This window comes from Janthinobacterium sp. JC611 (genome assembly GCF_018682595.1).
GTDB lineage: Bacteria > Pseudomonadota > Gammaproteobacteria > Burkholderiales > Burkholderiaceae_D > Janthinobacterium.
Genome location: NZ_JAFLJN010000037.1, coordinates 220,385 through 242,784, shown reverse-complemented (window position 1 = coordinate 242,784; position 22,400 = coordinate 220,385). Strand labels below are relative to the sequence as shown.

Below are 22,400 nucleotides of genomic sequence, written 5' to 3'. Positions count from 1 at the left end.
TCATGGCGCAACTTGGAAGCGTGACCCTGGTCGGCGCCGGTCCCGGCGACCCGGACCTGCTGACCATCAAGGCGGCAAAAGCCATCGCCCGGGCCGACGTGGTGCTGATCGACGACCTCGTCAACCCGGCCATCCTCGCGCATGCGGCGCCCGGCGCGCGCGTGGTCGAGGTGGGCAAGCGGGGCGGCTGCGCTTCCACGCCGCAAGCCTTCATCGAGCGCCTGATGCTGGCCGAAGCGCGCGCCGGCCTGCACGTGGTGCGCCTGAAAGGGGGCGACCCGTATCTGTTCGGGCGCGGCGGCGAAGAGCGCGCCTATCTGCGCAGCCACGGCGTGGCCGTCGAGGCGATACCGGGCATCAGCAGCGGCCTGGCCGCGCCGTCCGGCATCGGCGTGCCGCTGACGCACCGCGGCTGGAGCCAGGGCGCCATTTTCGTCACGGGACACGGCAAGGACAGCGCTTCCGAGCCGAACTGGGCTGCCCTGGCGCAGAGCAAGCTCACCCTCGTCATCTACATGGGCGTGGCCAGGGTGGCGGCCATCCAGGCCGGCTTGCTGGCCGGCGGCATGGCGCCCGGCACACCCGTGGCCGTGGTGCAATCGGCCAGCTTGCCGGCGCAGCGCCAGTTGCTGAGTACTTTGCGGGATTTGCCCGCCGACTTGCAGGCCAGCGGCCTGGGCAGCCCCAGCATCATCGTCGTGGGCGACGTGGTGCGCTGCGCCGATGCCTGGGATGACCATGGCGCCTTGCTGGCGGCGACCGTGTGATCCGGCGGAATTTAGCGGATCGGCAGGGCCACGGGACGGATGGGCGCCGCGTCGCCGCCGCGGAATTTCAATGAGGCGCCGATGAAGGCGAACTGGTAGACCTTGTCGCGCGACAAGGCTTCCAGGTCGACCAGTTCCAGGATGGGCGCGCCTTGCTGTGCCAGCAGGTAGGTGTGCACGGGCAGGTAATTGCCCGCCACTTCGGACGGGAACGCCTCGAAACTGAGGTTGTCCGCGCCCACCACCATGGCGCCGCCGTCTTCGACGAGGAATTTCGCCGCGTCCAGCGACAGGCCGGGCGGATTGGCCATGTAGGCTTGCGCCTGTTCATAGTGCTGCATGCGGCCCGTGCGTATCAGTACCACGTCGCCTTTTTCCAGCGTCACCTTCTGTTGCGCCAGCGCGGCGCGCAAGTCTTGCCGCGTGACGCGGTAATTGTCGGGCAGCTGCGACAAGCCCTTGGCCATGGCCACGTCGATCAGCACGCCGCGCGCGACGATGGGCGGCAGCTTTTCCGCGCCGGTCACGGTCCAGCCCCGGTCGCCCAGGTATTGCTCTTCCGTAAAACCATTCCAGATCTTGCCGTTCAGGCCGAAGTGGTTGAGCGCGTCGATGTGCGTGCCCATGTGCGCATACATGGACACGGCCGAGCCCGTGTAACTGACGTGGCGGTTCATCTGTTCGCCCACCTGCATGGAATCGGCCACCACGTTGCCCTTCGGCGTGTGCGTCATCCACATCTGGTAGGGCGGGTCGCCTGCCGCCTGCCAGCTGGGCATGCCGACATAGAAATCGACGGCCAGGTCATAGCTCTTGCCGCCGTCGATGCGCGCCAGGATGGCGGCGCGCGAGGCCGGCGTCATCAGGTTCAGGCGGCCGATTTCATCTTTCGGTCCCCAGGGGCTGATTCCCACCTCGGGCAGGGCGGCTTGCCCTGTCCCTGCCAGCAGGGCCAGCAGCAGGGTCGTCAGGGTGGCGGATGGTTTGAACATGGGGGTACTCCTTGCGTGACATGAATGAAGAAGCCACCATCATATTATTTTCAATTCAAATGATAATCAGCGATAAAATAATAAGATATTCAACCAAATGGAAAGAATCATGGATGTCCTGGCGCACATGCGCGTGTTTCGCAAGGTGGTCGAGCGCGACAGCTTCAGCAAGGCGGCGCTGGACCTGAACCAGTCGGCGGCCGCCATCAGCAAGCAGGTGCGCCAGCTGGAGGCGCATCTGGCGACGCTGCTGCTGGTGCGCACGACACGGCGTATGAGCCTGTCGGATGCGGGGCGCGCCTATTATCTTGAATGCTGCCGCCTGCTCGATGAAATCGACGCGCTGGAACTGGCCACGCGCGGCTGCGCCGGCAAGGTGGCGGGGCGGCTGCGCGTGAATGCGCCGCTGTCGTTCGGTTTGAAAGTGCTGTCGCCGCTGCTGCCGGACTTCATGGCCCGCTATCCGGAAGTGAGAATCGAAATGACCCTGGACGACCGCCTGCGCGACGTGGTGGGCGAGGGTTATGACGTGTCGTTGCGCATCCGCGCCGCGCTGGCCGATTCGTCCCTGGTGGCGCGCCGGCTGGGCGAGGTCGAGCAGATGATCTGCGCATCGCCCGCCTACCTGGCGCGGCGCGGCACACCCCGGCAGGCGCAGGACTTGCACGGCCACGATTGCCTGGCCTATCGCCTGGCCGACAGCCCCGGCGTCTGGCAGCTGGCCGGCCCGGAAGGGAGCAGCAGCATCGTCCTGCCCGTGCGTTTTTCCGCCGACAGCAGCCTGCTGCTGGCCGATATGCTGGTGGCGGGCATCGGCGTGGGCGCGCTGCCGTCATTCGTCGCCGCACCGCTGCTGGCCAGCGGCGCCCTGGTGCGCGTGCTGCCGTCGCATGGCATGGCCAGGCGCGGCGTGTATGCGCTGACGCCCGACGGGCGCCATGTGCAGGAAAAGGTGCGCGCCTTCTGCGACTTCCTGGCCGGGGCGCTGCGGGCGGCCTAGGCGCCAGTTGTTTTCCTTGGCAACCATGGCGCGCGCTTTTTTTCATGTACGGACGCGTCGGGCGCGGGCTTTGATAGTATCCTCGTACCTGCTGGGCGGTGCAGCGCCGCCCATTCGAGGAACCGGAATAAGCGATTGACAATGCACACTTTGAGCAAGGGCGGGGCGGGACCAGGCGTGAGGATCTGGGCGGGTGGCTTGCTGCTGGCATGCGCCGTGGGCGGCGCCCTGTACGCGGGCGCGGCGCGCACGGTCAATGACGACGCCGAACAGCGCTTCGACAATCTCACGCATGGCGCCCAGCATAGCCTGGCAACGCGCGTGAAAAGCTATGCCGACCTGCTGCGCGGCCTCGAAGCCCTGTTCCGCACCAGCGAGCAGCTGACGCGCCGCCAGTTCCACGATTACGTGGCCGGCCTCGATATCGCGCGCCAGTTTCCCGCCATCGAATCGGTCAACTACGCGGTGGCCGTCACGCCGGCGCAGCGCGCCGCCTTCATCGAGGCCGTGCGCAAAGATACCAGCCTGACGCCACGCGGCTATCCCGACTTCACCATCCGTCCCGCCGGCGAGCGGCCGGAGTACGCGGTGCTCACCTATCTGGAGCCCGATTCCCTGCTGGCCGAGCGCATGGGCGTCGATATCGGCGCCAACCCGCTGGTGGCGCAGGCCCTGGCGCAGGCGCGCGACAGCGGCGAGGTTGGAGCATCGGGCCAGGTGATCATGATCAAGGGGCCGCCCGCGCATGTGGGCCTGGGCATGCGCCTGCCCGTGTACCGCAATGGCATGCCGCAAGGCAGCGTGGCCGAGCGCCGCGCCGCCTATCAGGGCTCCGTCGGCATCGGCTTCGGCGTGGCGCAGCTGGTGCACAGCGCGCTCGAACGCAGCGCCCTGGAACCGCTGCACCTGACCTTGTACAGCGCGGCCGCTCCTTTGCCGGCCAGCGGGAGCCTGTCCATCACGCCGCAGGACCGCCTGCTGTTCAACGATGACGGCGACCTGGCGGCGGCGCCGCCGCAGCCGGGCAGCGATGCGGCTTACTTCGACCAGGTGCTGCCGGTGGCCTATCACGGCGGCGTATGGAAAGCCCATTTCCGCGTGCGCAAGGCGGAGTTGTACAGCCCCTTCGACCGCTATTTTCCATGGCTGGCGCTGGCCGTCGGCGTGGCCGGCACCCTGCTCATTTACGGCTACATCTTTACCCTGTACCGTTCGCGCCGCAACGCGGTGGCGCAGCGCACCCTGCTCGATACGGTGCTCGACAGCGTCGACGCCTACGTCTACATGAAGGATGCCGACCTGCGCTACCGCTACGTGAATGCGCGCACGGCGAAGATACTGGGCCGTCCGGCGGAGCAGCTGATCGGCCGCCAGGATGGCGAGTTGATGCTCGGCGATGCGGCGACGTCCGCGCGGCGCACGGAGCGCCAGGTGTTCGACAGCGGCGCCAAGTTCGTCGGCGAGGAGCGCTTCGTCGATGCGCAGGGCCAGGTGCATCACCTGTGGAGCGTGAAGGTGCCGCTGGGCTTGCCCGGCCCCGTCACGGGCCTGATCGGCCTGTCCACCGACGTGACGGAATTGCACCGCCTGAAGGAGCAGGCCGACGCGGCCAGTCAGGCCAAGAGCGACTTCCTGTCGAACATGAGCCATGAGATCCGCACGCCGATGAACAGCATCATCGGCATGGCGCACCTGGCGCTGAAATCGGTGGCCGATGCGCGCCAGCGCGACTATCTGCAGAAAATCTTCCATTCGGGCCAGCATTTGCTGGGCCTGATCAACGACATTCTCGATTTTTCCAAGATCGAGGCGGGCAAGCTGGAACTGGAAGTGCTGGACTTCCGTCTCGACACGCTGCTGGCGAATGTCGCCAGCCAGCTGGGCGATGCGGCCGCCGTCAAGGGCCTGGCGCTGCAGTTCGATATCGCGCCGGAGCTGCCGCAGCGCTGGCGTGGCGACCCGCTGCGCCTGGAGCAGGTCTTGCTGAACCTGACCAGCAACGCCATCAAGTTTTCCGACAATGGCAGCATCTTCGTGCGCGTGCGCCAGTCCGAGGAACGCGGCAGCCACGGCATGCTGCGCTTCGAGGTGCAGGACCGCGGCATCGGCATGAAGCAGGAAGAGGTGGCGCAGCTGTTCCGCTCCTTCCACCAGGCCGACCCGTCGACCACGCGCAAGTATGGCGGCAGCGGCCTGGGACTGGTGATCAGCAAGCAGCTGGTGGAACTCATGGGCGGCAAGGTGGGCGTGTACAGCCAGCCTGGCCTGGGCAGCACCTTCTGGTTCACGGCGCGCCTGGAGAAAAGCGCGCAGGCGGGCGACGAGCGCATCGCCGAAGTGGAGCCGGAAGTGCTGGGCGTGATCCGCGGCGCGTCCATCCTGCTGGTGGAGGACAACGTCTTCAGCCAGCAGGTGGGCTGCGAATTGCTGGAAGACGCCGGCGCCACCGTCTGCGTCGCCTGCAATGGCCGCGAAGCGCTGGACTTGCTGGCCCGCCAGCGCTATGACTGCGTGCTGATGGACGTGCAGATGCCGGAGATGGACGGCTTCGAGGCGACGCGCCGCATCCGCGCCGACCCGAATCTCAGCGGCCTGCTGGTGATCGCCATGACGGCCAATGCGGGCAGCGAAGACCGCGCCCGCTGCCTGGCGGCGGGCATGGATGAATTCGTGACCAAGCCGATCGCCCCGAATCTGCTGTTTCACCTGCTGGCGAAATGGTTTCGCCTGCGTGGCGGCATCGGCGGCATCGGCCATGCGCGCGTGGGCGACAGGCTGGCGGCGGTGCCGCAAGCGCCGCCACCGAACGGCTCGCCGGACTTGCGCGACACGGCCATCCTCGACCTGGCCACCCTGGCGCTCACGTTCAGCAATGATCTCGTGAAAATGCGCAAATACACCCAGCTGTTTCTCGACACGGCGCGCGACGGCATCGCCGAAATGGAGCAGGCCATGGCGCTGGAAGACCTGGGGCGCCTGGCCGACCTGGGACACCGCAGCAAATCGTCGGCGCTGGCCGTGGGCGCCCATGCCTTTGCCGGCCTGTGCGCGTCGATCGAAGGCTTGCGCCTGGGCGGCGACCTGGCGCAGGCGCGCGCCTTGCTGACGGCCCTGGGGCCGGCGCTGGCGCAGGTGGCGGAACAAATTTCCATGGAATTTGCCGCCAGCGACGCCCCCTGACGCAAGCAGCGGCGATAATATGCGTTTGACGCCTGCGGCCACCCGGCCGGAGGCGCGGCAACCCATCGGATCAGCATGCATACTCCCGTCACGCCCGGCCTCCTCATCCTGCATGGCAACCAGCTGGAACAGCTGCGCGCCGCCGTCTTCCAGTGGCTGCGCCGGCATCCGCTGGCGCCGCTGGAAACGGATATCTTCCTGGTGCAGTCGAACGGCGTGGCCGAGTGGCTGAAGATCGCCCTGGCCGAGGAGATGGGCGTGTGCGCCGCCACGCGCATCGCGCTGCCGGCACGCCTGCTGTGGGAAAGCTACCGGGGCATGCTGGGACGCGAGCGCGTGCCGCGCGTGTCGCCGTTCGATAAATCCCCGTTGACGTGGCGTCTGATGCGCCTGTTGCCGTCGCTGCTGGCCGACCCCGTGTTCGCGCCGCTGCGCTACTTCCTTGCCGACGGCGACAGCGAACGCCGACTGCAACTGGCCGAGCGCCTGGCCGATTTGTTCGACCAGTACCAGGTCTACCGCGCCGACTGGCTGGCCGATTGGGCGGCGGGGCGCGACCAGCTGCGCACGGCGCGTGGCGAAGCTATCGTCTTGAAGGAAGACCAGCGCTGGCAGGCGCAGTTGTGGCGCGCCGTGGCTGCCGACGTCGAGGCCTTCGAGCGCGACACGGGCCGCGCCGACATCCATGACGCCTTCCTGGCGGCGATCGCCGCCGGCGAGGCGCCGGTGGGCAAGCTGCCGCGCCGGGTGGTGCTGTTTGGCGTGTCGGCCTTGCCATACCAGACCTTGCAGGCGCTGGCCGCGCTGGCGCGCCACACGCAGGTGGTGCTGGCGGTGCCGAATCCGTGCCAGTTCTACTGGGGCGACATCATCGACGGGCGCGACTTGCTGCGCGCGCAAAACAAGCGCCAGCGGCAGCGCAACGGCACCGATCTGGCGCAGATCCCGCTCGAAGCGCTGCATGCGCACAGCCATCCGCTGCTGGCCAGCTGGGGCAGGCAAGGGCGCGATTTCATCCGCATGCTCGACGAATTCGACGAGCACGCGCAAGCCGAGGGGCGCGACGACAGCCTGCGCATCGACCTGTTTGGCGAGGAAACGGGCGAGACCCTGCTGCAGCAGGTGCAGGTGGCCATCCGCGAACTGCGCCCGCTGGCCGAACACGAACAAACGCCGCCCGACGCCGGCGACCGCTCGATCGAATTTCACGTGGCGCACAGCGTGCAGCGCGAAGTGGAAGTGCTGCACGACCAGCTGCTGGCCATGTTCGCGCGCAGCGCCGAAACGGGATTGCGTCCGCGCGACGTGGTGGTGATGGTGCCCGACATCGACACCTTCACGGCCGCCATCCACGCCGTCTTCGGCCAGTACCGGCGCAATGACGAGCGCTTCATCCCGTTCGAGATCGGCGACGTGAAGGACCGCAGCGTCAACCCGCTGCTCGTCGCGCTCGAGTGGCTGCTGCAGCTGCCGCAGCAGCGCTGCCGCCAGAGCGAAGTGCGCGACCTGCTCGACGTGCCGGCGCTGGCGGCCCGCTTCGGCCTGCAGCCGGACGACCTGGCCACTCTGGGCGCCTGGATCGAAGGGGCGGGCGTGCGCTGGGGCCTGGACCAGGCGCACCGCGCCGGCCTGGGGCTGGGCGCGGCCGGTGAACAGAATGCATGGATCTTCGGCGTGCGGCGCATGCTGCTCGGCTATGCCAGCGGCAGCGGCGCCAGCTTTGGCGGCATCGAACCGTATGCGGAAGTGGGCGGCCTCGATGCGGCGCTGGCGGGCTCGCTGGCGCAGCTGGTCGAGGCGCTGCTGCACTGGCGCACCGTGCTGGCCGGCGCCTGCACGCCAGCCGAGTGGGGCGTGCAGGCGCGCGCGCTGCTGACCGCTTTTTTCGACGCCGACGACGAGGGCGACCGCCTGACCCTGGCGCAGCTCGAAGGCGCCTTGCAGGGCTGGCTGGAAACCTGCGAGCATGCGGGCTTCGTCGAACCGGTGCCGCTGTCCGTGCTGCGCGTGGCGTGGCTGGGCGCGCTCGACGAGCCGACCCTGAACCACCAGTTCGTCTCCGGCGGCGTGACCTTCTGCACCCTGATGCCGATGCGCGCCGTGCCGTTCCGCGTCGTATGCCTGCTGGGCATGAACGATGGCGATTTTCCGCGCCGCGCGCAGAAGGCCGATTTCGACTTGCTGGCGCTGCCCGGCATGGCGCGTCCGGGCGACCGCTCGCGCCGCGACGACGACCGCTACCTGATGCTCGAAGCCCTGCTGGCCGCGCGCGACAAACTGTACGTGAGCTGGGTGGGGCGCAATGTGCGCGACAATTCCGAGCAGCCGCCGTCCGTGCTGGTGTCGCAGTTGCGCGATTACCTGGCAGCCGGCTGGTCGCTGGACCGGCACCTTGTATCGCTCACCACCGAACATGCGCTGCAGCCGTTCAGCCGCCGCTATTTCGAGGCCGATGGTTTGCTCACCTATGCGCGCGAATGGCGCGTGGCCCATGCCGAGGCCGATGCGGCCGCTGCGGATGCGCAGGGCGGGCACCTGCCGCTGGGTCCCTACGAGCTCGATCCCGGCACGCGTCTGAAACTGGGCGAGCTGGCCAGCTTTTTGCGCCAGCCCGTCAAGTACTTTTTCCGCCGCCGCTTGAGCGTGTATTTTGCCGATGCGGCCATGCTGGGCGAGGATGAAGAGCCGTTTGGCCTGAATGCGCTCGAGCGCTATCTGCTGGAAGACACCATGCTCGATGACGGCGGCGCCGTCGAAGCGGCGGGCGACGTGCGCGCCAGCCTGGAAGCGCGCGCCGGCAAGCTGGCGCGCGAAGGCGTGCTGCCCATCGGCTTGATCGGCCGGCAAGTCCAGGCGCAATTGGTCGAGGCGCTGGTGCCCGTGCGCAGCGCCTGGCTGTCCTTGCGCGCCTCGTTTCCGCAGGCGGCCGACAAGCGCGCCATCAACTTGCCCTTCGGCGAAGTGCAGATCGACGACTGGCTCGACAAATTGCGCAGCAACGGCCAGGAGACGGCCTGGCTGATGCAGATCTCCTCGAAGGTGACGGACAAGGGCGGCCTGGCGCGCGGCGACAAGCTGATGCTGATGTGGCTGCGCCAGCTGGCCGCCGCCGCCCTCGACTTCCCCGTCACCGGCTACCTGGTGGCGCGCGACGCCATCGTCAGCATGGCGCCGCTCGATCCGGCCACGTCGCGCGAGGCGCTGGCTACCTTGCTGGCGCTGTGGCGCGAAGGCATGAACCATCCCTTGCCCACGGCCTGCAAGACGGGCCTGGCGCTGGTGCAGCAGGGCGACCCGCGCGCCGTCTACGATGGCGGCTTCGACATGTCGGGCGAGCGCGAGGAACTGTGCCTGGCGCGCCTGTGGCCCGAGTTTTCCGCCTTGGCCGCCGAGGAGGCCTGGGAAGACTGCACGCGCGAGCTGTATGGCCCGCTGGCCGACTGGCTGCAACAGCACATCACGATCGACCCGATTGGCGCGCCCTTCGATGGCGCGGGAGAAGAACAATGACGAGCCACCTGCTCAACCCCCTGGCGTTCCCGCTGCACGGCTCGCGCCTGATCGAGGCGTCCGCCGGCACCGGCAAGACCTGGACCATCGCCGCGCTGTACGTGCGGCTCGTGCTGGGACACGGCGACGACGACAGCCGGTTTACACGTCCGCTGCTGCCGGCCGATATCCTCGTGATGACGTTTACCCGCGCCGCCACGCGCGAATTGTCGAACCGCGTGCGCGAGCGCCTGATCGAGGCGGCCGCGTATTTTCGCCACGAATCCGGTGGCCGCGATCCGTTTCTCGACGCCTTGCTGGAATCCTGTCCGGACGAGAGCGAGCGGCAAAAGGCCGCGCACCGGCTGATGCTGGCCGCCGAGACGATGGATGAAGCGGCCATCTTCACCATCGACGCCTGGTGCCAGCGCATGCTGCGCGAACACGCCTTCGACAGCGGCAGCCTGTTCGACGAGGAACTGGTCAGCGACGAGCAGGCACTGTTCGAGGATGCGGCCCACGATTACTGGCGCCAGCAAGTCTATCCCTTGCCGCCGCAGGCGCTCGAGGTGCTGCTGGCCTGCTGGCCCGACGTCGGCGCGCTGAAGAAAGGCGCGCGCGAACTGGCGCGCCGCGCGGACATCGTCGGCATGGCGGACGAGGAACCGTTGTCCGCGCTGATCGCGCGCGAACAGCGGGCGCTGGCCGCGCAGCTGGCCACCCTGAAGGCGGGCTGGGTCGAGCGCGTGGACAGCATGGCGGCATGGATCAACGACCATCGCGCCGCCAATCCCAAGTGCTTTAACGGCGTCAAGATGAAGCCGGAGAACCTGGCGAAGTGGTTCGACGGCTTGCGCCGCTGGGCGCAGGATCCGCTGTTGCTGCAGCCGGCCATCACGGCCAAGGCGTGGGAGCGATTGACGCCGTTCGGCATCGAGGATGCGTTTGCCAAGAGCTTCACGGCGCAGGTGCCCGAGTGCTTCGAACACACGGAGGCGCTGGGGATCGCCCTGGCGGCATTGACGCCGCTGGCGCACAAGCTGCACCTGCATGCGGCGGCGGCCATCGCGCGGCGCATGGATCAGTTGAAGCGCCAGTCGCGCCAGTTCGGCTTTGCCGACATGCTGCAGCGCCTGCACGACGCGCTGGCCGGCGAGAATGGCGCGGCCCTGCGCCAGCGCATCATCGACCAGTATCCGCTGGCGATGGTCGACGAATTCCAGGATACGGCGCCGGCCCAGTACCAGATCTTCAACCTGCTGTACCGCATCGCCGACAACGACCCGGCCCTGGGCCTGTTTTTGATCGGCGACCCGAAGCAGTCGATCTATGGCTTTCGCGGCGCCGACATCCAGAGCTACCTGGCGGCGCGCCGCGCCACCGCCGGCCGCCACTACCAGCTGGGTACCAACTACCGTTCGACGGCGCCGCTGGTGGCGGCCGTCAACCAGCTGTTCCTGCATGCGGAGCGCGACGAGGTGCCGGCAGGCGCCTTCCGCTACCGCAAGGGGGATGACAATCCGCTGCCGTTCGAGGCCGTCGATGCCAAGGGCCGCGCCGAGCACCTGGTGAACGCAGGCGGCCCGCTGCCGGCCCTGCTGGCCGCCTGCGCCAGCGATGAAGGGCTGCGCGGCGACAGCTACCGCGAGTATTTCGCGCAGCATTGCGCCGAGCACATCGTCGCCATGCTGGGCGACCCACAAGCCGGTTTCGCCGGTCCCGACGGTTTTACGCGCCTGCAGCCGGCCGATGTCGCCATCCTCGTGCGCGACCGCAAGGAAGCGGCAGCCATCCGCCGCGCGCTGGCGCGCCGCCGGGTCGCCAGCGTGTACCTGTCCGACAAGGATTCCGTCGTCGACAGCGAGGAAGCGGCCGATGTGCTGCGCTGGCTGGCGGCGCTGGCCAACCCGCTTGACGGGGGACTGGCGCGCGCCGCGCTGGCCACGCGCACCATCGGCCTGTCGCTGGGCGAGCTGGCGCGCCTGTCGAGCGACGAACTGGAATGGGAGCGCCGCGTCGAGCAGCTGAAGGCGCTGCACCTGATCTGGCAGCGCCAGGGCGTGCTGGCCATGCTGCGCCGCTTCATCCACGAACTGCGGCTGCCGGCCATGCTGCTGCAGCAGACGGGGGGCGAGCGGCGGCTGACGAATCTGCTGCACCTGGCCGAACTGCTGCAATCGGCCAGCCGCCAGCTCGATGGCGAACAGGCGCTGATACGCTGGCTGGCCGAGCAGATCGCCGGCGAGGGCGACAACGGCGACGAGCGCGTGCTGCGCCTGGAAAGCGATGCGGAACTGGTGAAGGTCATCACCGTGCACAAATCCAAGGGCCTCGAATACCCGCTCGTGTACCTGCCGTTCGCCGTCACGGCGCGCAAGGTGGATAAACGCAACCGCAGCTTCTTCGACTATGCGGATGAAAAAGGCGAGCGGCGCCTCGACCTGTCGCTGTCCGACGAGGCCATGGCGGCCGTGGAAGAGGCGCGCATCGAGGAAGACTTGCGCCTGCTGTACGTGGCCCTGACGCGCGCGCGCCACTTCCTGTGGCTGGGCGTGGCCGCACTGGCGGCGCGCAAGGCGGGCGAGAACACCTTGCACGAATCGGCGCTCGGCTACCTGCTGACGGGCGGCGACAAGCTGCCGTCCGACCAGCTGCTGCTGCGCTGGCAGCAGGTGGCGGGCAGTTGCGACGCCATCTATGTGGGCGCGCTGGCGCAGCCCGACGCCTGCACGGTGCTCGACCGCGTCGAGCGGCGCCCCGAGCTGCGTCCCGCACCCGTGTTCACGGGCGAATTCGAGCGCGACTGGTCGGTCGGCAGCTTTACCTCGCTGACGCGCCAGATCGGCGCCGTGGCGGCCGCCCACGTGCCGCAGCGGGCGCTGGAAGAGACCCTGCTGGAAGACGGCACGGCTGTAGCCGTAGCCTCGCCGATGCACATGGGTGACGCGCCCTGGCACCGCTTCCCGCGCGGTTCCGTGCCCGGCAATTTCCTGCACGAGCAACTCGAGTGGATGGGCAGCGAAGGTTTTGACAGCGTCCACGACGCCAATTTCGACACGCGCCTGGCCGCGCGCTGCGAGCGGGCGGGCTGGGGCCACCGCCAGGAAGACGCCATCGCCTGGCTCAGGGAAATCGCCGTCACGCCGCTGCCGCTGCTCGATGCGTCGCTGTCCGAACTCGATAGCACCTTGTCCGAGATGGAGTTCTGGTTCCCCAGCGAGCATCTGTCCACGGGGGCGCTGGACCAGCTGTGCACGCGCTTGCTGCTCGATGGCGCGCCGCGCCCCGTGCTGCCGCGGCGCCAGTTGCACGGCATGCTGAAAGGCTTTGCCGACCTGGTCATCGAACGGGATGGCCGCTACTGGGTGCTCGACTACAAGTCGAACGCGCTGGGTGCCAACGACGCGGCCTATCACACGGCCGCGCTGGCGGCCGGCATGGCGCAGCACCGCTACGATATCCAGGGCGCCATCTACATGCTGGCCCTGCACCGGCTGCTGAAAAGCCGGCTCGGCGACGCCTACGACCCGGCCGAGCAGCTGGGCGGCGCCATCTTCCTGTTCCTGCGCGGCATCGCGAACGCGGACACGCATGGCTGCTACTGGCTGGCGCCGCAACTGGAACTGCTGGACGGCCTCGATCAACTGTTAGAAGAAACGGAACACCATGCGGCATGACGCACAGATGAACGCTTTGTTTACCCATGTCGACGGCGTCGCCGGGGAGGGCCATCTGCGCCGCCTGAGCGCCGCCTTTGCCCGCTTCATCGCCAGCCTGGACGAGCAGGCGCCGCATGCGCCCGCCGTCGCCGTGGCCTGCGTGGTGCTGTCCGAGCTGGAAGGACGGGGGCACAGCTGTCTGATGCTGGCCGACCTGGCCGGCGAACCGTCGCAGCTGCTGGGCTGGAGCGAGGAGCTGTGGCATGCGGTGCTGGCCGTTTCCGGCCCGCTGCCCGACAGCGCCGCCGGCTGGCGCGCGCTGCTGGCCGGCGCGTCGCAGGTGTGGCAGGTGGGGGCGGACGACGTGCGCCAGCCGCTGGTGCTCGATGGCGACCGCCTGTATTTGCGCCGCTACTGGCGCGACGAGACCCTGGTGGGCGGGAAGATCGCGCTCCGCGCGCAGGGTTTGACGCATCCGCCGCTGGCGCAGGTGCGGCAGTGGCTCGACATCCTGTTCGACCAGCCGGCCAGGGACGGTGGCCCGGACTGGCAAAAGGTGGCGTGCGCCATCGCCCTGCGCGGCAAGGTGGCCATCATCACGGGCGGCCCGGGGACGGGAAAAACCTACACGGTGGCCAGTTTGCTGACCCTGCTGTTTGCCGTCTCGCCGCAGCCGGAGCAGCTGCGCATCGCGCTGGCCGCGCCGACCGGCAAGGCGGCCGCGCGGCTGAAGCAGTCGATCGACAAGGCGCTGGAAGGTTTGGCGGCGAAGGCGGGTGATGCCTTGCCCCTGCAGGAACTGGCGCGGCGCATGGGCGCGGCGCGCACCCTGCACAGCTTGCTGGGCGCGCGGCCCGATACGCGGGCCTTTGCCCACCACGCGGGCAATCCGCTCGACGTGGACGTGCTGATCGTCGATGAAGCGTCGATGGTGCACCTGGAGATGATGGCGTCCGTGCTCGACGCCTTGCCGCCGACGGCGATCCTGATCCTCTTGGGCGACAAGGATCAACTGGCGTCGGTGGAGGCGGGCGCCGTGCTGGGCGACTTGTGCCACGACGCGCAGGCGGGCGGCTACACGCCCGCCACCATCGCGTATGCGCAGGCGGCCAGCGGCGTGGCCATTCCGCCCGCCTTCGCGGGAGCGGCCGGCGCGCTGGCGCAGCAGACGGTGATGCTGCGCCACAGCCACCGCTTCAGCGGTCCGATCGGCGAGCTGGCGCTGGCCGTGAATGGCGGCAGGCCCGATCTGGCCAAGGCCTGCTTCGCCGGCGACAGCGGCGGCCAGCTGGCGTGGACGGTGCCGGCGCAGCAGGAAGACGTGCTGCGCCTGGCCTTGCGCGGGCGCGCTGACGCGCCGGGCGGTTACCAGCCTTACCTGGAACTGGTGCATGCCGGTGAAGCAGCGTATGCGCAGCATGACGACTGGGTGCGCGCCGTGCTGCACAGTTTTGAATCGTTCCGCCTCCTGTGCGCCGTGCGCGAGGGAGAGTGGGGCGTGGCCGGCTTGAACACGGCCATCGAGCTGCGGCTGGAAAAGGAAGGGCTGATCCGCCGCAGCGAATGGTATGTGGGCCGCCCCGTGATGGTCACGCGCAACGACTATGGCACGGGCGTGTTCAACGGCGACATCGGCCTGACCCTGCGCGACCCTGCGCGGCCCGGCTCCCTGCGCGTGTACTTTTTGGAGGGTGAAAACGTGCGCAGCGTGCTGGCCACGCGTCTGCGCCACGTGGAGACGGCGTTCGCCATGACCGTGCATAAATCGCAGGGGTCGGAATTCCGCCACACGGTGCTGGTGCTGCCGCAGGAAGGCGGCGCCATGCTGGCGCGCGAACTGGTCTACACGGGCATCACGCGCGCGCGCGACTTCTTTACGCTGGTGTCGCCCACGCAGGCCGTGCTGTTCGACGCGATCCTGCGCCGCACGCAGCGCGCCAGCGGCTTAAGGGGCTTGATCGGCTGATGGCTTGACGGGTTCGATAGGTTTCCATGTGGAAATATATGTGTTGTATTCCGAATATTGATGGAAATTGTTCCGATTTTTATGTGAGAATGCTTTCGTAGAGAAAGTAGTGCAAAAGCACTGTTTCACGCCATTAAAATCGAAACGAGGAGTCCATCATGTTGTCTTCCCTTCGCACGCGTCTGGTGCTCATTTGCGTGGCCATCGTCGTGCTGTCCATGCTGGCCCTGTCGCTCGCCAATTACCTCACCACGCGCAGCAGCATGCTGGCGTCGGCCGACCAGCAGATGCAGCAGCTGCTGCAAAGCCAGTCGGCCGTGCTGGCGCAATGGGTCGATGGCAAGAAAAAGGTCATGGCGTCCGTCGTCATGTCGGCCGAGACGCCCGATCCGCTGCGCGCCTTCCAGATCGCGGAAAAGGCCGGCGATTTCGCGGAAGTGTTCATCGGCTACGCGGACAAGCGCTCCGTGTTTACCCATCCGGGCCGTCCTGCCGATTTCGATCCCACGGCGCGCGCCTGGTACACGGACACCGTGAAGGCCGGCGTGCCGATGCTCACGCCGCCGTATGTGGACGCGGCCAGCCACAAGCTGGTGGTGTCGTTCACGGCGCCCGTCGGCCCGAAAGAGGCGCTGGTCGGCGTGGCCGGCGCGGACGTGCTGCTCGATACGGTGATCGCCAACGTGGTGGCGATCAAGCCGACGCCGCACAGCTTTGCCTTCCTCGTCGACCAAGGCGGCACCATCATCGCCCACGCGAACAAGGACCTGAGCCTGCAGCCGGTGGGCAAGATCGATGCGGCGCTGTCGGCCGCGCAGGTCAACCGGCTGGAAAGCACGCGCACGAGCGAGGCCGTGCGCCTGAATGAACGCGACGGCATGCTGTACGTCACGCGCGTGGCTGGCACCGACTGGCTGCTGGCCGTCGTGCTGGACCAGCAGGAAGCCATGCAAGCCTTGCAGACGATGCTGACGACGGCCACCGTCACGGCCGCGCTGCTGACCGGGCTGGCGGCGCTGCTGCTGTCGCTGCTGGTGTTCAAGATGCTCAAGCGCCTGGAACTGGTGCGCGACGCGCTCGACGACATCGCCTCGGGCGAGGGCGATCTGACGCGCCGCCTCGACGCTTCCGGCGTGGATGAACTGGCGCAGATCGCCGGCGCCTTCAACCGTTTCATCGACAAGATCGCCGCCGTGCTCGTGAAAATCCGTACGGCCAGCGAATCGGTCAAGGTGTCATCAATGGAAATCGCCGCCGGTAACCAGGATCTGTCGTCACGCACGGAACAGCAGGCCAGTTCGCTGGAAGAGACGGCGGCCTCGATGGAAGAGCTGACCAGCACCGTGAAACAGAACGCGGACAATGCGCGCCAGGCCAACCAGATGGCGCAATCGGCATCTGGCGTGGCCAGCAAGGGCGGTCAAGTGGTGGCGCAGGTGGTCGATACCATGGCCTCGATCAACGATTCGTCGAAGAAGATCGTCGACATCATCAGCGTCATCGACGGCATCGCCTTCCAGACGAATATCCTCGCGCTCAATGCGGCCGTGGAAGCGGCGCGCGCGGGCGAGCAGGGACGCGGTTTTGCCGTCGTGGCGACGGAAGTGCGCAGCCTGGCGCAACGCTCCGCCGGCGCAGCGAAGGAAATCAAGCTGCTGATCGACGATTCGGTGGGCAAGGTCGATTCGGGCGCGCGCCTGGTCGACGAGGCCGGCGCGACGATGCAGGAAATCGTCGACAGCGTGCGCCGCGTGACCGACATCATGGGCGAGATCACGGCCGCCAGCGTCGAGCAAAGTTCGGGCATCGAGCAGGTGAACCAGGCCATCGCGCAGATGGACCAGGTGACGCAGCAGAACGCGGCCCTGGTGGAGCAGGCTGCCGCCGCGGCGGAAAGCCTGCAAGACCAGGCCAGCACCCTGGCGCAGGTGGTGGGCGTGTTCAAGCTCGATGAGGGGCAGGCGCCGCCGCCGGTCAAACCGGCGGCGCGCGCACCTGCCGTGCAGCGCATCGCCAGCCGTCCGGTCGCCAAAGCGGCTGCCCGCAAGGCGGAACAGTCCGAGGAGTGGGAGACGTTTTAAGCGCTTGTCAACGCTCAGGCGCGCCGGGGCGCCAGGGTCGGCGCCATCTGCTTCGCCACCTCGAAAAAAGCGTTGGTGGCGGGCGTGTTCTGGCGCCGGTCGCGCACGGCCAGGCCCACCTTGCGGCTGACGGGGGGATTCAGCGGCAGCGCCACCAGCTCCGGGTACTGCTCGCGCAGGCGCTGCGGCAGCGCCAGTTCGGCGACGATGGACAGGCCATCCCCACGGCTGACCATGTCGAGGATGGTGATCACCTGGCTGATGCGGTAGGGCACCTGCGGCTGCAAGCCCGCGTTGGCGAACAGCGGTTCGATCAGGCAGGCGCAGCCCGCCTCGGACATGATGAACGGCCCTTCGCACAATTGGGCCAGGGTGATGGCGCTTTCGCCGGACAGCGCATGGCTGCGCGGCACCAGCGCCATCATCTGGTCTTCCACCAGCGGCGCCGTATCGAAACGCTCGTCGGGCAACACGACGAAGCCCACATCGACGCGGCGTTCGCGTATCCACTGCAGCACTTCATGGTCGGCGCCTTCGTCGATGCGCAGGTCGATGCCCGGATAGCGCAAGCGAAACTGCGCCGTGATGGCCGGCAGCAGGTTCAACGACGAGGTGGGACCGAAAGAGCCGATGCGCAGCGTGCCCTGGCGCTGGCCCAGCACGTCGGCCGCCTCCTGCCGCATGGCTTCCGACAGGCCGAGGATTTCGCGCGCGCGCACGAGCAGCTGGCGGCCCACGTCCGTCAGTTCGGCCGACGCCTGGTGGCGCACGATCAGGTCCACGCCCATCTCCTTTTCCAGCGCTTTCAGCGCATGCGAGACGGCCGACTGGCTGATGCCCAGCTGCGCGGCGGCGGCGGAAAAGCCGTGCAGTTCGGCCACCAGCGTAAAAATTTCCAGTTGCGTGAAGGTCATGGTGTGGTTTTGTTGAGTTATGAGTATTTACTCATTATTTCATGAGTTTATATTAGTATTAATATATATCCATACCACCCGCCGCGCAAGCGGCCAAACAGGATATCCCATGTCTACTTCCGCCGTACCTTCCGCCGCCTTGCCTTCCGTGCAGTCGCCGCTCGTTTACCTCAAACTCATTTTCGTCGCCCTGTTCTGGGGCGGCACCTTCATCGCCGGGCGCGTGCTGGCGCAGCAGATGCCGCCCATGACGGCGGCCAGCGGACGCTTCGGCGTGGCCGTGCTGCTGCTCGTCGCGCTGGCGTGGAAACTGGAAGGGGGCTTGCCGCGCCTGGACCGCAAGCAATTGATGACGACGGCGGCGCTGGGCCTGACCGGCATTTTCCTCTATAACCTGTGCTTCCTGGCGGCCCTGTCGCGCATGCCGGCGGGGCGCACGGCTTTATTTGTCGCCCTGAACCCCATCGTTACGGCGCTGGCCTCGGCCATGCTGTTCCGCGAACGGCTCGGCTCCTTCAAATGGCTGGGCATCGTGCTGGCGTTTTGCGGCACGGCCATCGTCATCACGCGCGGCGATCTGGCCGGCGTGCTGCACGGCACGGGCGGCGGCATCGGCATGGGCGAGGTGTTCATGTTCTGCGGCATTTCCAGCTGGGCCGCCTATACCCTGATCGGCCGCGTGGCGCTGAAGGGCCTGAGCCCGATCGCCGCCACCACGTATGCGGCGATGTGGGGCCTGGCCTTCCTGCTGGTGGGGGCGGCGGTGGAATTTCCCAGCGTGCCGTGGCACAGCTTTGGCTGGCAAGTGTGGGCCGCCATCGCCTACCTGGGCGTGTTCGGCACGGTGATCGGCTTTGTCTGGTATTACGAGGGCGTGAAAGCGCTGGGCCCGTCGCGCACGGCCGTGTTCAACAACCTCGTGCCCGTGTTCGGCATCGTGCTGGCGGCGGCGCTGCTGGGCGAGCCGGTGCTCGTCTCGATGCTGGTGGGCGGCGCGGTGACGATTGCCGGCGTCATCATGACCAACCGGCAAGCGAAATGATTACTTGGCGCGGCGGCGCTTGCTCGGTTTCGCTGGCGCTTTTTTATGCCGGCTGACGGAGGCGCGCATCACTTTCGGCTCTTCGATGCCGTTCTCGGCCGCCAGCAGGCGGCGGATGTTGACGGCGTCCATGGCGCGCACGGAATTGGCGCGCGCGTTGAGCAAAATCATGGTGGCGAACTTGCCGGCCGACTTGATGCGCATGATCAGGCAACGCCCCGCTTCATTCGTATAGCCCGTCTTCGACAGGCCGATGTCCCAGCCCTTGGCGCCCACCAGGCGGTTGGTGTTGTGGTATTCCACGTCGCGGCCCTTGATCTGGATCACGTCCTTCGAATCGGTGGTGATGCGGCTGATTTCCGGGTAGCGCGAAGCGGCCACGGCCATCTTGACGAGGTCCGCCGCCGTCGACTGGTTGTTCGGCGACAGGCCCGTCGGCTCTTCGATGACGGTCTGGTGCATGCCCAGGGCCTTGATCTTGGCGTTGACGGCCACGGCAAACGCCGTCGGGCCGCCGGGGAAGGTGCGCGCCAGCGAGGCGGCGGCGCGGTTGTCGGATGACATCAGCGCCAGTTGCAGCACGTCGTGGCGGCTCAGGGTGGCGCCCACCGGCACGCGCGAGGTGCTGTGCTTCAGGGTATCGACATCCTCGCGGTCGATGCTGATCTCTTCCTGCATGTTCGCCTTGGAGTCGAGCACGACCATGGCCGTCATGAGTTTGGTCAGCGAGGCGATGGGCACCACCACGTTGGAATTTTTTTCAAGCAAGACTTTACCTGTGCCGTCTTCGACCACCAGTATCGACTGGGAACCGAAGGGCACGGCGATGGCCGCTGTCGAAAGCGTCATCAGCACCGCGGCGAACATTTTTTTGAGCATGGGATTGTATGTGGGAAAGCAGTTTTGGGGCGCCATCGAGGGCGCTGCGCGCAAATCCGGAAGCGGGCCGCGCGGGGACGCGGCGTGTATCTCGGAGGCAATATTTGCCAAGCGTAGACAATACCATTAAAAATATTGCGATGTCTACGGCACGCTGGCCCCGCCAGCCGCTTTGCGGCGCAAAAGGTGAAAAAAAGCGCGATCCGGCGTTTAACTATTGCCGATGTGAAAATTGTCGCCGTATTCTTGATTTCACTCAGGAAATCTAATATTCTTTCTACAATCTTGCCGATAGATGTACAACAGACTGTCGACCGATCGTCGCCGGCACCCGCAAAATCGTGTCCGGTCGCTTGCCCCTGTACTTGGCGCCGCCGTACCCCCAGACTGCGTTCATGCATGAACAATTTGCCAAGGAGAACGCAGCATGTGGGGAAAAATCAGCCAGTGGCACCAGCAGATGGACGACGACGCCATGCTGGTGCTGGAAATGCCGGAGGCCGCCACCTCCTTGCCGGCCGGCCACCGGCGCTTTATCGGCAAGCGCCTGGCGAGCTTGTCGCCGATCGAACGCCAGCAATTCCGCGATTTCCTGCTGAAATACCGCGGCGCGCGTTTCTACAAGGCGGCAGCCGCGCTGCTCATTCCCTTCAGCGCGCTGGGTGTGCTGCAGCATGTGCTGTGGCCGGAAAAGTTGAGCTGGATCGAATCCTTGGTGTTGAGCAACCTGATCGGTTTTTCGCTGGCCTGCGGCCTGATGGGCGTGTGGTTCAATTACCGCAAGCTGGTGGCCAGCAAGTCGGTCAAGCCCCTGCTGCGCATCCTCTTGTCGTGCATGGGCGGACTCGTCGTTGGCATGGGAGCGTCCGCCATTTTCAGCGACAAGCCGGTCGTGATTTCGCCGGAAAAAATCGCCCGCACCGTGGGCATTGCCATGCTGGTGGTGAGCCTGCTGTACATCGTTCCCCTGGGCATCGTCGCCATCTGGCGCAACCGCCAGTTCGAGGCGCTGACCTTGCAACTGCAGCAGGATGCCGAGCGCGACCGGCTGGCGCGCGAACTGAGCGAATCGCAGCTGCGCCTGCTGCGCGCGCAGATCGAGCCGCATTTCCTGTTCAATACCCTGGGCGCCGTGCAGCAACTGGCCGAGCAGGGAGCGCCCCGGGCCGCGGCATTGACGGCCGACCTGATCGCGTTTTTGCGCGCCAGCCTGGCCGAGATGCGCAGCGAGCAGGTGCCGCTGCAAAGCGAGTTCGACATGGTTGCCGCATATTTGCGCGTGATGCAGGCGCGCATGGGTTCGCGCCTGCACTATGCGCTGGACTTGCCGGCCGAGTTTGCGCACGCGACGATACCCAGCATGATCTTGCTGACCCTGGCGGAAAATGCCATCAAGCACGGCATCGAACCGGCCTTGCGAGGCGGCGAAATCACTATTTTGGCTGAGCAAGCCGACGGCATGCTGTGCCTGCGCGTGCAGGACACGGGCATGGGCTTGCCGGCCAGCGGCGCGGGCAGCGCGCCTGGAAGCGGCCTGGGCCTGGAAAACGTGCGCAGCCGGCTGTTGCTGTTCGATCCGTCCGCCAGCCTGAGTCTGCGCGACGGCGACGAGGGCGGCGTGATCGCTGAAATATGGCTGCCCATTACCATTGCATCCAACCTGAAAGAGCCTGCCGCATGAACACCACCATCCTGATCGCCGAAGACGAACCCTTGATGCGCGAACGCCTGCAAACGCTGCTGGCGCAAGCCTGGCCCGAAGCACAGGTCGTGCAGGTGGCGGAAAACGGCAACGATGCCTGGGACGGTTTCCTCGAGCACGAGCCGGACGTGGTCTTTCTCGACATCCGCATGCCTGGCCTGTCGGGCCTGGAAGTGGCCGAGCGCATCGGCAAGCGCGCCCACGTCGTGTTCGTCACTGCCTATGACCAGTACGCCGTCGATGCCTTCGACGCGGGCGCCGTCGATTACCTGTTGAAACCCGTCCAGGCCGAACGCTTGCAGCGCGCGCTGGCCCGTTTGCGCGACAAGCTCGGTGCGCAGCCGGCCGACATGGCGCACCTGCTGCAGTCGCTGCGCGCCGCGCTGCCGGCGCCGCCGCGTGACAAGCTGAAATGGATCAGGGCCAGCGTGGGCAAGCAGATCCGCCTGATCGACATCGACGACGTGCTGTTCTTCCAGGCCGACACCAAGTACACGCGCGTGGTGCTGGCCGGCTCGGAAGCGCTGGTGCGCACGCCGCTGAAGGATTTGCTGGGCGGCCTCGATCCGGAACAGTTCTGGCAAATCCACCGCGGCACCATGGTCAACGTGAAAGCCATCGAGGCGGCCGAGCGCATCGACGCCGAGCGCATGCAGGTGCTGGTGCGCGGCAGCGCGGAAAAGCTGCCCGTCAGCCGCACGTTTACGTATCTGTTTCGCGATTAGCCTG

General features: G+C 67.0%; 13 protein-coding genes. 10 read left to right on the top strand and 3 right to left on the bottom strand.

Features of this window, described 5'->3' with window-relative positions; all coding sequences use genetic code 11:
• The first annotated feature begins 2 nt into the window (after positions 1-2).
• Entirely contained in the window at positions 3-767 is a 765-nt protein-coding gene (gene cobA, locus J0O65_RS23620; RefSeq protein ID WP_215409622.1) for a uroporphyrinogen-III C-methyltransferase, read from the top strand.
• Positions 768-778: 11 nt separating this feature from the next.
• On the opposite strand, the gene J0O65_RS23615 is transcribed toward cobA, so the two are convergent.
• Positions 779-1,759, bottom strand: a complete 981-nt coding sequence (locus tag J0O65_RS23615; RefSeq protein ID WP_215409621.1) for a cyclase family protein — start codon at positions 1,757-1,759, stop codon at positions 779-781.
• Between the two features lie 109 nt (positions 1,760-1,868).
• On the opposite strand from J0O65_RS23615, the gene J0O65_RS23610 reads away from it, so the two are divergent.
• From J0O65_RS23610 to J0O65_RS23585, 6 genes are all read left to right on the top strand, one after another.
• Positions 1,869-2,759, top strand: coding sequence for a LysR family transcriptional regulator (locus tag J0O65_RS23610; RefSeq protein WP_215409620.1), 891 nt, complete (start codon positions 1,869-1,871; stop codon positions 2,757-2,759).
• Between the two features lie 141 nt (positions 2,760-2,900).
• Positions 2,901-5,939, top strand: a complete 3,039-nt coding sequence (locus tag J0O65_RS23605; protein ID WP_215409619.1) for a CHASE domain-containing hybrid sensor histidine kinase/response regulator family protein — start codon at positions 2,901-2,903, stop codon at positions 5,937-5,939.
• Positions 5,940-6,014: 75 nt separating this feature from the next.
• Entirely contained in the window at positions 6,015-9,449 is a 3,435-nt protein-coding gene (gene recC / locus J0O65_RS23600) for an exodeoxyribonuclease V subunit gamma (protein ID WP_215409618.1), read from the top strand.
• On the top strand, positions 9,446-13,105 hold the full coding sequence (gene recB / locus J0O65_RS23595) for an exodeoxyribonuclease V subunit beta (RefSeq protein ID WP_215409617.1): 3,660 nt from the start codon (positions 9,446-9,448) through the stop codon (positions 13,103-13,105). The genes recC and recB overlap by 4 nt, the downstream gene beginning before the upstream one ends.
• 7 nt (positions 13,106-13,112) lie before the next feature.
• Positions 13,113-15,053, top strand: coding sequence for an exodeoxyribonuclease V subunit alpha (gene recD, locus J0O65_RS23590; RefSeq protein ID WP_251373933.1), 1,941 nt, complete (start codon positions 13,113-13,115; stop codon positions 15,051-15,053).
• Positions 15,054-15,211: 158 nt separating this feature from the next.
• The gene (locus J0O65_RS23585) at positions 15,212-17,134 is read left to right on the top strand and encodes a methyl-accepting chemotaxis protein (RefSeq protein ID WP_215409615.1); all 1,923 of its coding nucleotides are present in this window, start codon (positions 15,212-15,214) and stop codon (positions 17,132-17,134) included.
• 14 nt (positions 17,135-17,148) lie between these two features.
• Here J0O65_RS23585 and J0O65_RS23580 read toward each other — a convergent pair whose 3' ends face one another.
• Positions 17,149-18,048, bottom strand: a complete 900-nt coding sequence (locus J0O65_RS23580) for a LysR family transcriptional regulator (protein WP_215409614.1) — start codon at positions 18,046-18,048, stop codon at positions 17,149-17,151.
• Positions 18,049-18,157: 109 nt separating this feature from the next.
• On the opposite strand from J0O65_RS23580, the gene J0O65_RS23575 reads away from it, so the two are divergent.
• Positions 18,158-19,090 carry a DMT family transporter gene (locus J0O65_RS23575; RefSeq protein WP_215409613.1) on the top strand — a complete coding sequence of 311 codons (933 nt, stop codon included), beginning with the start codon at positions 18,158-18,160 and terminating at the stop codon, positions 19,088-19,090.
• Here J0O65_RS23575 and J0O65_RS23570 read toward each other — a convergent pair whose 3' ends face one another.
• A complete protein-coding gene (locus J0O65_RS23570) occupies positions 19,091-19,969 on the bottom strand; it encodes a serine hydrolase (RefSeq protein WP_215409612.1) in 879 nt (292 codons plus the stop codon).
• A gap of 427 nt (positions 19,970-20,396) precedes the next feature.
• On the opposite strand from J0O65_RS23570, the gene J0O65_RS23565 reads away from it, so the two are divergent.
• Both J0O65_RS23565 and J0O65_RS23560 read left to right on the top strand, forming a co-directional pair.
• Positions 20,397-21,650 carry a sensor histidine kinase gene (locus J0O65_RS23565; RefSeq protein ID WP_215409611.1) on the top strand — a complete coding sequence of 418 codons (1,254 nt, stop codon included), beginning with the start codon at positions 20,397-20,399 and terminating at the stop codon, positions 21,648-21,650.
• Positions 21,647-22,396, top strand: coding sequence for a LytR/AlgR family response regulator transcription factor (locus J0O65_RS23560; protein ID WP_215409610.1), 750 nt, complete (start codon positions 21,647-21,649; stop codon positions 22,394-22,396). The genes J0O65_RS23565 and J0O65_RS23560 overlap by 4 nt, the downstream gene beginning before the upstream one ends.
• The last annotated feature ends 4 nt before the right edge of the window (positions 22,397-22,400 follow it).

Excerpts from the sequence above, each read along its gene's own strand:
- cobA (WP_215409622.1), top strand. The coding sequence starts at position 3 with ATGGCGCAACTTGGAAGCGTGACCCTGGTCGGCGCCGGTCCCGGCGAC.
- J0O65_RS23565 (WP_215409611.1), top strand. The coding sequence starts at position 20,397 with ATGTGGGGAAAAATCAGCCAGTGGCACCAGCAGATGGACGACGACGCC.
- recB (WP_215409617.1), top strand. The coding sequence starts at position 9,446 with ATGACGAGCCACCTGCTCAACCCCCTGGCGTTCCCGCTGCACGGCTCG.
- J0O65_RS23580 (WP_215409614.1), bottom strand. The coding sequence starts at position 18,048 with ATGACCTTCACGCAACTGGAAATTTTTACGCTGGTGGCCGAACTGCAC.
- J0O65_RS23615 (WP_215409621.1), bottom strand. The coding sequence starts at position 1,759 with ATGTTCAAACCATCCGCCACCCTGACGACCCTGCTGCTGGCCCTGCTG.
- J0O65_RS23575 (WP_215409613.1), top strand. The coding sequence starts at position 18,158 with ATGTCTACTTCCGCCGTACCTTCCGCCGCCTTGCCTTCCGTGCAGTCG.
- J0O65_RS23560 (WP_215409610.1), top strand. The coding sequence starts at position 21,647 with ATGAACACCACCATCCTGATCGCCGAAGACGAACCCTTGATGCGCGAA.
- J0O65_RS23570 (WP_215409612.1), bottom strand. The coding sequence starts at position 19,969 with ATGCTCAAAAAAATGTTCGCCGCGGTGCTGATGACGCTTTCGACAGCG.
- J0O65_RS23610 (WP_215409620.1), top strand. The coding sequence starts at position 1,869 with ATGGATGTCCTGGCGCACATGCGCGTGTTTCGCAAGGTGGTCGAGCGC.
- J0O65_RS23605 (WP_215409619.1), top strand. The coding sequence starts at position 2,901 with ATGCACACTTTGAGCAAGGGCGGGGCGGGACCAGGCGTGAGGATCTGG.
- J0O65_RS23585 (WP_215409615.1), top strand. The coding sequence starts at position 15,212 with ATGTTGTCTTCCCTTCGCACGCGTCTGGTGCTCATTTGCGTGGCCATC.
- recC (WP_215409618.1), top strand. The coding sequence starts at position 6,015 with ATGCATACTCCCGTCACGCCCGGCCTCCTCATCCTGCATGGCAACCAG.
- recD (WP_251373933.1), top strand. The coding sequence starts at position 13,113 with ATGAACGCTTTGTTTACCCATGTCGACGGCGTCGCCGGGGAGGGCCAT.